This is a genomic window from Microbacterium sp. BG28 (assembly GCF_034044005.1).
Classification (GTDB): Bacteria; Actinomycetota; Actinomycetes; order Actinomycetales; family Microbacteriaceae; genus Microbacterium.
Window position 1 is genome coordinate 368,413 of sequence record NZ_JAXCHA010000003.1, and the last position, 12,321, is coordinate 380,733.

At 70.8% G+C, this 12,321-nt stretch carries 11 protein-coding genes; 7 read left to right on the top strand and 4 right to left on the bottom strand.

The genetic code is table 11. The features are described 5' to 3' along the window. Window positions 1-266: 266 nt before the first annotated feature. The 3 genes from SK224_RS12875 to SK224_RS12885 all read right to left on the bottom strand — a co-directional run bounded on the left by SK224_RS12875 (window position 267) and on the right by SK224_RS12885 (window position 5,720). On the bottom strand, window positions 267-3,539 hold the full coding sequence (locus tag SK224_RS12875; protein WP_320435068.1) for a glycoside hydrolase family 9 protein: 3,273 nt from the start codon (window positions 3,537-3,539) through the stop codon (window positions 267-269). A 100-nt stretch (window positions 3,540-3,639) separates the two neighbouring features. Beyond that, the gene (locus tag SK224_RS12880) at window positions 3,640-5,007 is read right to left on the bottom strand and encodes an FtsX-like permease family protein (protein WP_320435069.1); all 1,368 of its coding nucleotides are present in this window, start codon (window positions 5,005-5,007) and stop codon (window positions 3,640-3,642) included. Beyond that, window positions 5,004-5,720: an ABC transporter ATP-binding protein gene (locus SK224_RS12885; protein WP_320435639.1), complete on the bottom strand. Its 717-nt coding sequence runs from the start codon at window positions 5,718-5,720 to the stop codon at window positions 5,004-5,006. The genes SK224_RS12880 and SK224_RS12885 overlap by 4 nt, the downstream gene beginning before the upstream one ends. A gap of 153 nt (window positions 5,721-5,873) precedes the next feature. Here SK224_RS12885 and SK224_RS12890 point away from each other — a divergent pair, with 153 nt between their 5' ends. The 7 genes from SK224_RS12890 (at window position 5,874) to SK224_RS12920 (ending at window position 12,125) form a co-directional block, all read left to right on the top strand. Beyond that, window positions 5,874-7,046 carry an OmpA family protein gene (locus SK224_RS12890; RefSeq protein ID WP_320435070.1) on the top strand — a complete coding sequence of 391 codons (1,173 nt, stop codon included), beginning with the start codon at window positions 5,874-5,876 and terminating at the stop codon, window positions 7,044-7,046. Window positions 7,047-7,058: 12 nt separating this feature from the next. Next, the gene (locus SK224_RS12895) at window positions 7,059-7,562 is read left to right on the top strand and encodes a DUF3060 domain-containing protein (protein WP_320435071.1); all 504 of its coding nucleotides are present in this window, start codon (window positions 7,059-7,061) and stop codon (window positions 7,560-7,562) included. Between the two features lie 5 nt (window positions 7,563-7,567). Then, window positions 7,568-7,834 (top strand): DUF4190 domain-containing protein, encoded by a 267-nt coding sequence (locus SK224_RS12900; protein ID WP_320435072.1) that lies wholly within the window; start codon window positions 7,568-7,570, stop codon window positions 7,832-7,834. Next, window positions 7,831-8,550, top strand: coding sequence for a response regulator transcription factor (locus SK224_RS12905; protein WP_320435073.1), 720 nt, complete (start codon window positions 7,831-7,833; stop codon window positions 8,548-8,550). Before SK224_RS12900 ends, SK224_RS12905 begins: the two co-directional genes overlap by 4 nt. Continuing rightward, window positions 8,547-9,464, top strand: a complete 918-nt coding sequence (locus SK224_RS12910) for a HAMP domain-containing sensor histidine kinase (protein ID WP_320435074.1) — start codon at window positions 8,547-8,549, stop codon at window positions 9,462-9,464. Before SK224_RS12905 ends, SK224_RS12910 begins: the two co-directional genes overlap by 4 nt. 121 nt (window positions 9,465-9,585) lie before the next feature. Beyond that, window positions 9,586-10,851 carry an LCP family protein gene (locus SK224_RS12915; RefSeq protein ID WP_320435075.1) on the top strand — a complete coding sequence of 422 codons (1,266 nt, stop codon included), beginning with the start codon at window positions 9,586-9,588 and terminating at the stop codon, window positions 10,849-10,851. A 29-nt stretch (window positions 10,852-10,880) separates the two neighbouring features. Next, the gene (locus SK224_RS12920; protein ID WP_320435076.1) at window positions 10,881-12,125 is read left to right on the top strand and encodes an LCP family protein; all 1,245 of its coding nucleotides are present in this window, start codon (window positions 10,881-10,883) and stop codon (window positions 12,123-12,125) included. Between the two features lie 8 nt (window positions 12,126-12,133). Here SK224_RS12920 and SK224_RS12925 read toward each other — a convergent pair whose 3' ends face one another. After that, the gene (locus tag SK224_RS12925) at window positions 12,134-12,313 is read right to left on the bottom strand and encodes a hypothetical protein (RefSeq protein ID WP_320435077.1); all 180 of its coding nucleotides are present in this window, start codon (window positions 12,311-12,313) and stop codon (window positions 12,134-12,136) included. Window positions 12,314-12,321 lie beyond the last annotated feature (8 nt).

A 12,321-nucleotide genomic window follows, 5' to 3' on the forward strand; every position in this document is an offset into this window, starting at 1 on the left:
GATGCCTCACGACGCTAGGCGCCTCCCGTGGCGCCGGCGGCGGACGGACGTCGCAACACGGTTCGACACCGGACCGAACTCCTGCAATTCGCCGACGGTAGGGACTTACGCACACCAGGGGGTGCGGATCTGCAGGAGTTCGGGCAGGTGCAGGTGCAGGTGCAGGTGCAGGTTCCGGATCCATACGGCGAGCCCGGCCCGCGCGGCGGCAAGGGCTGCACGACGAGGCCCCGGCGGGGAATGCCCGCCGGGGCCTCGTCATGTGCTCAGGCCGCGCGGCGGCGACGTCGCACGAGGTAGGCTCCCGCGCCCAGCAGCGCGAGCGCGGCTGCCCCGATCGCCCACAGCGGCGAGGTGTCGACGCCGGTCTGCGGCAGGGATCCCCGCCCCGCCGCAGCGGGCGCAGCGGTCGACGGATCGGATGCGGCAGCCGCTCGCACGGTGGGTGTGAACGTCGCCGTCACCTCGGTGCCGCGGGTGTCCGCCACGCGGTACGTGACCGGGGTCGCGGTGCCGATGAAGCCTGCCTCGGGGGTGAAGACGATGCGCTCACCGTCGAGGTCGTACCGGCCTTGGCCCGCGATCGTCACCGAGCTCACGGGCGTCGCGGCGGCCCGGACCGAGGCGTCACCGGCACCATCCAGCAGCGTCAGCGTCGCGGCATCCAACGGGATGTCGGCGTCTCCGGCGCGGTCGTTGGCGAGCGGCTCGACGGAGATCGGCTCGCCCGGCGCACCGGATACGGTGTCGTCGACCGCGACCGGGGTCACCGCGACGAAGCCGTCACCGAGGTCAGCGACGAAGGAGGCCACCCACGCGAGCGCGGAGTTCCAGTTGACCGTGATCTCGTTCACCGACCACGCGCCGATGTCGTCGACGTAGCAGGCCTGCGGTGCGCAACCCGCGAGCCAGGCGCTCGCGACCGGATCCTGGATCGACGAGTTCGGCCCGCCCGCCACCGTGCCGACAGGCGGATGCGGCAGCTGCGGGTCGAGTGCGTTCGCGTACCACCGGCTGTGCTGGTTGCGCGAGTCGTTCGTGCCGTATCCCGTGACGTACGACTGTCCCAGCACGTTGCGGCCGAATAGGTAGTCGTACGCCTCGATGACCGCGTCCGCGTAGCGCGGGCGCTGCGTCAGGTCGAACGCCGTCGCCAGCACCACCTGGTTGTTCAGTACTGCCGAGTTCGAGCCCCAGTCGTAGAGGCCCTCCTTCGGCGCGTAGGGCTGCCCGAAGGGCTGCGCCTTCTGGTCGGCGATGAGCTTCTCCGCCGCATCCACGACCGACTGACGGATGCGGTCGATGTCGGGAAGGTCCGTGCCGAACCGTGCGAGCTGCATGCGCCCGAGAGCCGCGACGTCGCCCCAGTAGAAGCCGCCCGCCGTGAAGATGTCGGCGGTGTGCAGCGGGTTGTTCTCGACCTCGTCGCGGTAGCGGTCGCTGCCGGTCGTGAGGTAGAGCTCTGCCGCCGCCCAGTAGAACTCGTCGGTGACGGTGTCGTCGGCGTATGTGCCGCCGCCCACCCCGTCCTCCTCGGGTGCGAGCAGGTCGGGGTGTGCGAGAGCCGCGTCGTAGGCGGTTTCGGCCGCTTCGCGCAGGCGCGAAGCGAAGGCCGCGTCGTACGGCTCGAACAGGCGCGACGCCTGCGCGGCCGTCGCGGCGAGGTTCAGCGTGGCTGCCGTCGACGGCCGGTGCAGCAGTCGCTCCTGCGGGTCGTCGTGCGGCATCAGCGGCAGGCCCGTCCATGCGCGATCGGTGACCTTGTGCCAGGCCATCCCCGCCAGCGGGTCGCCCGCGGGAACCTGCATCTTGAGCAGGAACTCCAGCTCCCAGCGCGCCTCGTCGAGGATGTCGGGCGTCCCGTTGCCCCGCTCCGGGACGGCCAGGGTCGAGTCGCCGAGAGCGGCCTCGGTGCCGGCGGGAAGCGAGCGCTCGTACGCCGAGAGCAGCTGGGCGACGGCGATGCCACCGTTGACCACGTACTTGCCGTGATCTCCCGCGTCGTACCATCCGCCCGTGACGTCGTGACGGTCGGCGCACGACCAACCGTCGGACCACGTCTGCGGCTCGAGGCAGCCCACGTTGCTGTCGCCCTGGTTCGCGCCCTCGTTCACGTGCCCGGCGGGACGCGCGTACTCGGCGCCCGCGATGTCGCCGTCGATCGCGATGCCGGACCGGTTCGTGTAGAAGAAGCGCAGCGAGTCGGTGCGCAGCGACTGGAACACGTCGGCGGCGATGCGGAACGGATGGCTCACCTCGGCGCCGACACGCAGCCGCATCCCGTCGCCGGTCGCGGTGACGTCGGAGAAGTCGATCGTGTGCACGTCGACACCGGCGCTCGCGTCGAACCCGGTCGGTGTCGTGGTACCCGTCGCGACGGCGGTGCCGTTCGCGTCCTCGAGCGTCCAGGCGAGCGGCTCGGCCGCAGCCGTCACGACCGTCGCGCGCTTCGGCCCGCGCGGGAGGTAGCCGACCTGATTGACCTTCACTGCCGGGCCGGTATCGGCCTGGTACGTGTACTTCGTGCCCGTGAGCGTCACGTCGTCGAAGCAGATGACGGTTCCTTCCGGCACGCCTCCGACGCGGAACTGCACCTGCGAGAGGTGGAACGTGTCGGCGGGCGTGGTCTCGAACGTGTACGAGTAGGTCTTCGCCGTGGTGCCCACGGCGAAGGTGCGCTCGACGAAGTCCTCCGTCGACGCGCCCGAGTAGGTTCCGACCTTGGTCGAGGCCGTCACCGGAGCCGAGGCGGATGCGGTGACGTCGAGCCGGAAGGCCGTCGCGCCGGGGAGGGGGATGTCGTTGTGTCCGACGAGCACGTCCCAGAGGTTGGCGGTCGCGCCGGTCACGGTGGCGCAGAGGTTGCTGTCGGGGTTCGACAGCACCACCGGGCCGGCCGTCCACCACGGGCTCGTGCCACTGTCGAACGTCGGGTTCGGCAGCAGCTGGTCCGTGCCGACGACCGGGTCCACGGGGTCCGGATCGACGGGCGGCACGGAGTCCTCCTCGATGAGAGAGACGTTGTCGAGACAGAAGGTGGTGGGGGTGCTGTTCGCGCCGAGGCGGAACTGCAGATCGGAGACCGTGCCCTGGCCGAAGTCGCGGGCGGTGAAGGTGTAGCTGAGGGGTTGCCACGCATCCGTGAGCGAGGCGGTCTGGCTCGTGTAGGTGCTGAACGACGCATCGGCGACCTTCGGAGCCACCTGGGTCACGAGCGTAGCGGGGTCGCTCGCGCGCACGTCGGCTGTGAGGATGTAGTCGACGCCCGCCGTCAGCGGCAGGTCGCTCTGCCCCACCAGGACGTCCCACGGGTTGGCGGTGGCGGGCACGTCGGCGCAGAAGACGCCGCCGTCGGTGCGAAACGCGCTCACTCCGGCGGACCACCACGGTTCATGCCCGGAGGTGAACGCGCCGTTCTGCACGTAGTCGATGGGTGCCGCGCTCGCGGCGGTGGGCAGGGACACGGCGCCGGCCGTCGCCAGCGCTCCGATCATCAAGACGGCAAGGTTGCGTCTCACGTGTCGCGTCGTCGCGCGCATTCAAGCTCCTTCGCTCTGGGAGCGCTCTCAGAGAGCGCTCCCACGGAACCTAGCAGAACGCATGCGGGCGTATCGAAAGATTTCGACCGTTTGTGGATCGCTACGCGACCGCCCGCCGGATCGCCCGCACGAGAGGTTCGGTCGAGGCGAGCGAGGCCAGCACGAGAGCGACGCCCACCGCGAAGGTTCCGCCGATGATCAGCAGCGACGTCGGAGCCAGCACGAGGGTGATGCCGATGACCGGCAGGCTCAGCGCGATGCCCGCGAGCGCGCCGCCGAGCGCGGCCCAGCGCAGCGGAAGCAGCACGGTGATGCGACGGGCGCGGGCGAGGTCGGCGGCGGGCACGCCGAGGCGGTCGAGACCGACGATCAGCTCGCGGTCCTCGAGCACGGATGCGGCCTGCGTCACCCCGATGGAGCACGCCAGGAGCAGGAAGGCCGAGACGAGGGTGACGAGCACGCCGGTGCGGATGTCGGCGAACACCGTTCCACTGTCGGCCGTGTCCCCGCCGGCGAGCGCGACCAGGCTCATCCCCGCCCCGCCGACCACCGCGATGAAGGAGACCATCGCGATCGCGGAGACGCGTCGCCAGGCGACGGAGGCGTGCGCGGCGAGCTCGCGTCCGGCGATGAGGTGCGCCGCATCCCCGGCGCGGCGAGCCATCGCACGACCGCGCGCGGCGACGATCGGGGTGCCGATGAGGTTCAGCAGGCCGAGGGATCCGGCGAACAGGCCCAGCAGCAGAGCGATCGAGACGGCGGGGCCGACCAACTGACCGATGCTCGAGAGGTTGAGGACGATCAGGGTGACAGTCGCGGCGCCGACCACGCCCACGACCACGGCGGCGCGGCGACGAGGCGCGGGTTCCGAACGTCGACGCACGCCGAGCGGCGTGAGCGCGACACGGCGCAGCCCGAGGGTGGCGCTGACGGTCGCGAGCGCCACGACCCCCGCGAGCACGAGGGTGAGCACGTCGAAGCCGGCCCACGCCGCCGCCGCTCCGATCGGGCCGCCGAAGAACGGCAGGAGACCCACAAGAGGCAGGGCGGCGATGTAGACGAGCGCACCCGCGGCGGCGCCGACGGCGGCCGTCGCGGCGGCCTCGACCACCGTCATGGCCGCGACCTCCCCCGAGGTGGCGCCCAGCAGTCGCAGAGTCGCCAGGCGGTCGTCGCGTCTCCGGCTCGACAGACGTGCGGCGGCGGCGCCGAGCGTGGCCAGCGGAACGGCGAGCAGGACGAGGGCGAGCACCGCCAGGATGCCGTACATCCCGGTGAACGCCCCGCCGCGATCGTCGGTGAGGAACATGCGCGTGCCCCCGGCGACGATGAGCAACAGCGTCGTCGTGGCCGCGAAGGCGACGATCGGCAGCACGAGGGCCGCACGCGACTGCCGGGATGGTCGAGCGAGTAAGCGCGACAGGGTGAGCGTGCGTCGCATCGCGCCCTGCGTGGCGAGCGCGCTCACCGCTGTACCTCCCTCATCGACACGGCGTCCAGGATGCGGCCGTCCCGCATCCGGACGATGCGATGGCAGCGCGCCGCGACGTCGGCGTCGTGGGTGACGACGACGAGGCTGCGTCCTTGCCCGACCGTGGCGTGCAGGAGCGCCGACATCACCTCGGCGGACGTGGCCGAGTCGAGAGCGCCGGTGGGCTCGTCCGCGAAGACGAGCGGTGCGCCCGTCACCTGGGCGCGGGCGATCGCCACCCGTTGCGCCTGTCCGCCGGAGAGCTGGCCGATGCGGCGGTCCTCCATGCCGGCGAGCCCCAGAGCGTGCAGCCATCCGGCGGCGTGCTGTTCTGCGTCTCGCCGTGCCACGCCCTGCACCAGCAACGGGAGGGCTGCGTTCTCCAGGGCGGTCAGCTCGGGCAGCAGCAGGTGCTCCTGGAACACGAATCCGAGCTGACTGCGCCGGATGGCGGAGCGCCCCGCTTCATCCATGCCGACGAGCTCGACCGGATCGTCCTGGCCGAGCCGCACGGAGCCGCCGTCGGGAGCGATGACCGCGGCCAGGCAGTGGAGCAGTGTGGTCTTCCCCGACCCCGAGGCGCCCATGACGGCCACGGACTCGCCCGCGGCGATCGTCACATCGACGCCCGCGAGGGCGGTGAGCGCGCCGTAGCGTTTGACGAGACCGCGCGCGACGAGAACAGGGCGAGAAGCTGAGGGAGCGTGCATGCCTTCAGCCTCGTCGGCGGATGCGGCGATGTCGTCGGCCGGGAGCACCATCCGCGTCATCCTCCGGGATGATCGCGGCCGTGTCGCGGGATTGATACACAGGTGCGACGACCCTGCCACCGGGCGACGGGGCCCGCTCGGTACGGTCGTTGCATGAGCAGCACCGTGCCCCGCATCCTGGCCCTCGTCGCGACCGTCGGCGCCCTGGTCGCAGGCTGCGCCGCCGACCCGCGGCCCGCCGCCCCGGTGGCGGCGACGACGCCGGGCTCGCCGTCAGCACCGGCCGTCCCCGCCGTCGCGGGCTTCGCGCCCGGCGAGGTTCCGCCTGTTCCGCTGTTCACGATGCCCGACCTGTCGCTGCTCGACGCCTCGCTCGGGGGATTCGCGATCCAGGTGGACCGCGAGATCGCGCCGCGGCCCGGCATCGAGGTGCGCCCCGCCGCGTGCGGCGACGTGACCGAGCGGGCGACCGCCCAGGGCTCCGTGCTGCTGTACGGCGACGGGTCGGGAACCTTCACCGGCCCCGACGGCACGGTGCGCAACTACGGCGACGGTTCGGGCAGCTTCACCGTCAACGGGGTGACGGCGAACGTCTACGGCGACGGTTCGGGCTCCTACATCGCCGACGGGATCGAGATCCACAACTACGGCGACGGCTCCGGCTCGGTGACGACGACCGACGGCGCGACGTGGGTCTACGGCGACGGCTCCGCTTCGCGCACCGGCAACGGCGTCGAGCACTGGAACTACGGCGACGGATCCGCGATGTACCGCGATGCGGACGTCGAGATCCACAACTACGGCGATGGGTCGGGTTCCTACGTCGCGGCCGGCCTGGACATCCGCAACCACGGCGACGGCACGGGCGCGGTGAACGGGGAGCCCATCGAGGTCGACGCCCTGCCCGCGGTCGCGCCGGTCGGCGTGTTCCCGCCCCTCGGCACGCTCGCGCCCCTCACGTCCTGCGGCACGACCATCACGCTCAGCGACGGCGTGCTCTTCGACTTCGACCGCTCCGAGATCCGGGCGGATGCGACGGGCGTGCTCGATGAGCTGGCGGCCGCGATGACGGAACTCGACGTGCCGACGGCCGAGATCGGCGGGCACACGGACGCGATCGGGTCCGACGAATACAACCAGGAGCTGTCCGAGCGCCGTGCCGCATCCGTGGTCGCGGCCCTCACGGACCGCGGCGTCACGTCGTCGCTCAGCGCGGTCGGATACGGCGAGAGCGCGCCCGTCGCCGCGAACGAGGTCGACGGCGTCGACAACCCCGCCGGACGCCAGCTCAATCGCCGCGTCGAGATCTTCATCCCGGCCTTCTGAGCGGACGAGATGATGAAGAAGACGCTCCCGATCACGCTCGCCGCCCTCGCCGTGCTTCTGACCGGATGTTCCGTCGCCTATGAGGCGCCCGGCGCGCCCGCGGCTGATCCCGCTCCGTCGTCGACGCCGGCCCCGGCGGCATCCGCTTCGAAGGAGCAGGAGCCCAACGCCTCGACGCCTCCGTCCGCCGCATCCACCGATCTGCGTGCGCGCTATGCCGACGTGGCGCAGCAGACCTCGTGCGTCTCGGGGGAGGTCGTCGTCTCGCAGGCGGGCGCGACCGTGTCGATCGCGGGGGAATGTGCCCTCGTGACCGTCACGGCGAGCGGTGCCGTCGTGCTGGCCGAGGGCATCGGCACGCTCGAGATCACCGGAGCAGCCAACCAGGTGCAGGCCGCATCCGTCGATATCGCCCGGGTGGGCGGCAGCGGCAACGACCTGCGGTGGGAGAGCGGCACCCCAGACGTGACCGATACCGGCGTCGCCAACACGGCACGCGCCACGACCAGAGGATGACCACCATGTCCCAGGCCCCGCAGCAGTACGTCTACGTCACCCGACCCACCGACGGACTCGCCATCACATCCTTCGTGCTGGCGCTGCTCGGCTTCAACCTACTCGCGGTGATCTTCGGGCACGTCGCGCTCTCCCGCATCCGGCGTAGCAACGCCGCAGGAGCGGGGTTCGCGGTCGCGGGCCTGGTGATCGGCTATCTCACGATCGCCGCCATCGCCCTTCTCGTGCTCGCGGCGTTCGGCATCGGCATCTGGGCGGTGAACGCCTCGTGAGTGACGAGGCGCGTACCCGCGTGCTGCTCGTGGATGACGAAGAGGCCATCACCTCCACGCTCGCCCCCTTCCTCGAACGCAGCGGATTCGACGTACGGGTGGAGGCCGACGGGCGGAGCGCCCTCGCCGCGCACGCCGCCTTCGCCCCCCACATCGTCGTCTCCGACGTGCTCATGCCGCGCATGGACGGCCGCGAACTCGTGCGGAGCCTTCGCCGCGCGGACGCGTGGACCCCGGTCATCATGCTGACGAAGGTGGATGCATCGTTCGAGCGCACCGCGGCGCTGGAGGAGGGCGCCGACGACTATCTCGGCAAGCCCTTCGATCCGCCGGAGCTCGTCGCCCGCATCCGTGCGGTCCTGCGGCGCACGGCGGGCGGAGGCAAGCCCCTGACCGCATCGTCGCAGCTGGTCAGCGCGGGGCTCCGGTTGGACCGGGTGGCTCGTCGGCTGCAGAGCGACGGCGTGACGCTCGAGCTGACGCCGAAGGCGTTCACGCTGCTCGAGTACCTCATGTCGCACCCGGACGAGGTGCACACGAGGGAGCACCTGCTCGAGACCCTCTGGGGGTTCGAGTTCGCCGTCACCACGCGGGCCGTCGACCACCGCATCGCAGAACTGCGACGCGCGCTGGGCGACGACGCCCAGCAGCCGCGCTGGATCGAGACGCTGCCGGGTGCGGGCTACCGTTTCTGTGCGCCCGTGAGTGCGTCGTGAAACCCGTGCGCCTGGTGCTCGTCGCCGCCCCGCTCGCCCTGGCCGCACTCATCGCCGTCGTGGTCGCACTCGCCGGCGGCAACGGGTCGATCGTGCTGCGGATGCCGCTGGCCACCGTCCTGGTCGCGGTGGGGGTGTTCGTGTCGATCGTGCTGGCACTCCTGCTGATCATCCGCCCGGCCCGGGTGCGCCGACGCGACGCGGCGCTGGCAGCGGCGCGCGCCGAGGGTGCCGTGGCGGAACGCGATGCGCACCGCCGCTTCCTTCGCCGCCTCGATCACGAACTCAAGAACCCGGTGACCGCCATCCGCTCGGCGCTGGCGGCCGGAGAACAGACACCGCCGGGGAATCTGGTGATCGCGTCGGCACAGGCCACGCGGCTGAGCGGTGTCGTCATGCAGCTGCGAGCCCTGTCGTCTCTGGAGACCCGACCGATCGAGGCGTCCCAGGTGGATCTGACGGTCATCGTGGAAGAAGAGGCGGCGGCGCTGCGTGACGAACTCGCCGCTCGCGGCATACGCCGGAGCGTCGAGACGGTGCTGCCCACCGTTCCCTGGCCGCTACCGCCCGTGATCGGCGACCCGGACCTGCTCGCCGTCGCCGTGCGCAACCTGCTGCTGAACGCCGCGAAGTACTCCGCCGAAGGAGCGCGCATCGAGGTGCGCGGCACGGAGGAGCCGGACGCCGTCGTCATCGAGGTCGCCGACACCGGGTGGGGGATCCGCGCCGAGGACCTCCCGTTCGTCTGGGAGGAGCTCTGGCGTGCCCAGGATGCGCGGGGCGTCGAGGGCACGGGCCTCGGTCTCTCGCTCGTCCGGGTCGTCGTGCACCGGCATCACGGCGACGTGTCGTTGCGCTCGCAGTTCGGGCGCGGGACCAGTGTGCGCCTGACGCTGCCGCGCGCGACCCGCTGAGCGTGCCCAGGCGATCCGCACGTCGTTCTCAGGTCTCGACTCGTAGGATGGGCGACGATCTATGGGGGCAGGGCGTGTGCATCGCGCCGCGCCTGCAGCTTGTGCATACGAGAGGACCCGCGTGAGCCCGACCCGAAGCGGGCGCCGCCAGACGGTGGCGCGCCACGGCCGATTGCGCTCGCCGCATCCCGTCGCACAGTTCTTCAAGCTCGTCGCCGTGTCGCTCGCGGTGGTGCTCGTCGCCGGCATCGGCGTCATCGGCTACAACATCTGGAGCCTGACGACCAACCTCACACAGGACGCGGTCGCGCTCGAGGGGCAGAGCGCCGTGCCCCCCGACATCGGGGCGATCGAGGGCGGCGTGAACCTCTTCCTGGCCGGTACCGACGCGTGCGAGCCGGAGTACGCCGCACTCTTCGGCGACCGGTGCACCGGTGCCGACTCCGAGGGCGACCTCAACGACGTCAACCTGCTGCTGCACATCTCGGACAATCCGCGCCGCGTGACGGTGATCTCGTTTCCGCGCGACCTGATGATCCCGATCCCCTCCTGCACACGACCGGACGGCTCGGCGGGTTCCGCGATGAGCAAGCAGCAGTTGAACTCGACCTTCTCCTACGGCGGCCTCAGCTGCGCGGTGAAAACCATCTCGCAGCTGACGGGCCAGAACATTCCGTTCGCGGCATCCGTGACCTTCGGCGGCGTCATCCAGATCACCGACGCCATCGGCGGCGTGGACGTGTGTATCGCCAACGGCATCCGCGACCCTTACACGGGCATCGACTGGCCCGCCGGCACGCGCAACGTGCAGGGCCTGGACGCTCTCCAGTTCCTCCGCACGCGGCACGGCGTCGGCAACGGCGGCGACCTGGGCCGCATCTCGAACCAGCAGCAGTACATGTCGCGTCTCGCGCGCAAGCTCGTCGGAGAGGGCGTGCTCAGCGATCCCGCCACGCTCTACAAGCTGGCGACCGTCGGCGTCGAGAACGTCACGCCGAGTCAGAGCCTCACGAATCCGATGACGCTCGTGCAGATCGCGCTCGCCGTCAAGGAAGTGCCGTTCGACGAGATCGTCTTCGTGCAGTACCCCACGCTCACCGACCCGGACGATCCCAACCGGGTCGTGCCGAACAAGAACGCCGCCGAAGCCCTGTTCGCCGCGCTCGAGGCCAACCAGCAGCTCGTGCTGACCGGCTCGACGAGCCAGGGCGATGGCACGATCGTCGCCGATCCGACCGAGGCTCCGACGGACCCGACGACCCCCGCGCCGACCCAGTCCGCTGACGTGGCGCAGCCCACGACCCCGACCGACAGCGTCGAGCTGCCGTCCTCCATCGCGGGGCAGACCGCCGCCGAGGAGACGTGTTCGAACGGAAACCTGCGCTGATGCCGAGGCGGCGCGGCCAGAGGGCTCCGGTGGCCCGGCACGGCCGATTGCGTTCCCCGCATCCGCTCGTGCAGGCGCTGTCGATCGTGGCCGTCGCCGTGGTGGTCGGCATCGTCTCGGCCGCCGGCGTCGTCGGTTTCCACGTGTGGGATGCCGCCGCCACCATCCAGGACACCGCGGTCGACATCGGCAACGAGGGCGACCCTGCTCTGCCGCCGGGCCTCGGTGAGATCGAGGGCGGCGTGAACGTGCTGCTCGTGGGCACCGACTCGTGTGAGGGGCAAGACCTCGCCCTGTTCCCGCGGTGCGGGATCGACGACGACGGCGGCGAGCGCAACGACGTGACCATGCTGGTACACATCAGCGACGAGCCGCGGCGGGTGACGGTCGTTTCGATCCCGCGCGACACCTTCGTGCCGATCGCGGAATGCCAGGACGCCGACGGCAACACGGTGGGCGGCGGCACCGAGAAGATCAACGCGTCGTACATGTACGGCGGGCTGCCGTGCACCGTGCGCACCGTCGAGGAGCTCACCGGCGAAGACATCCAGTTCGCCGCCGCCATCCGATGGACCGGCGTGATCAACCTCTCCGACGCCGTCGGCGGTGTCGACGTCTGTGTACAGGGCGACATCTCGGACCGTCACACGGGCCTGGCCCTTTCGGCCGGAACGCATACGTTGCAGGGTCAGCAGGCGCTGCAGTTCCTGCGTATCCGTCACGGCATCGGCGACGGTTCGGATCTCGGCCGCATCTCGAACCAGCAGCAGTTCATGTCCTCGCTCGTGCGCAAGCTGAAGGGCGACGCCGTGTTCGGGGATGCCGGCAAGCTGCTGAACTTCGCGAACGTCGCGATGACGCAGGTGCGTGAGAAGCAGCTCGTGCTCGACAAGCAGCTCGCCAATCCGACGCGCATGGCGCAGATCGCGATGGCGTTGAAGGACGTGCCTTTCGAGGACATCGTCTTCGTGCAGTACCCTGCCGCGTATTCCGGCAGCGGTCTCGTGCCGATCTCGAGCGCCGCGGACGCGTTGTTCGCCGCGCTGCGCGAGAACCGGCCGCTGCAGCTCACCGGTGACGCGAGCGGCGGCTTCGGCGTCGAGGTGACGGGCGAGGCGCCCGAGACGACTGCTCCTGACCCGGCCGCGACCGCTCCCGCTCCCGCGGCGACGGAAGGCGGCGAAGCGCTGCCGTCGGATACGGCCGTCGAGCTGCCGTCGTCGATCCCGGGGCAGACCGCGAAGCAGGTGACGTGCACCGTTCCGCAGAGCTAGAGCTAGAGCTAGAGCTCAGAGGTCGACGCGATGCGGGATGACGCGATCCGGTGTTCGGGGTCGAGGTAGCGGTCCTGAACGAAGGCGATGTCGACCGGGTTGGCGCGAAGACCGGCGCGGTGGATGGCGTTCTGCACCTCGGCCATGCTCGCCGCATCCGTCGGTTCGGCGGGGCGGAGTTCGATCATGGACTGAT

Bases quoted from the DNA above. Each gene is read 5' to 3' on its own strand.
- SK224_RS12875 (WP_320435068.1), bottom strand. From the start codon at position 3,539: ATGCGCGCGACGACGCGACACGTGAGACGCAACCTTGCCGTCTTGATG.
- SK224_RS12885 (WP_320435639.1), bottom strand. From the start codon at position 5,720: ATGCACGCTCCCTCAGCTTCTCGCCCTGTTCTCGTCGCGCGCGGTCTC.
- SK224_RS12890 (WP_320435070.1), top strand. From the start codon at position 5,874: ATGAGCAGCACCGTGCCCCGCATCCTGGCCCTCGTCGCGACCGTCGGC.
- SK224_RS12895 (WP_320435071.1), top strand. From the start codon at position 7,059: ATGAAGAAGACGCTCCCGATCACGCTCGCCGCCCTCGCCGTGCTTCTG.
- SK224_RS12900 (WP_320435072.1), top strand. From the start codon at position 7,568: ATGTCCCAGGCCCCGCAGCAGTACGTCTACGTCACCCGACCCACCGAC.
- SK224_RS12925 (WP_320435077.1), bottom strand. From the start codon at position 12,313: ATGATCGAACTCCGCCCCGCCGAACCGACGGATGCGGCGAGCATGGCC.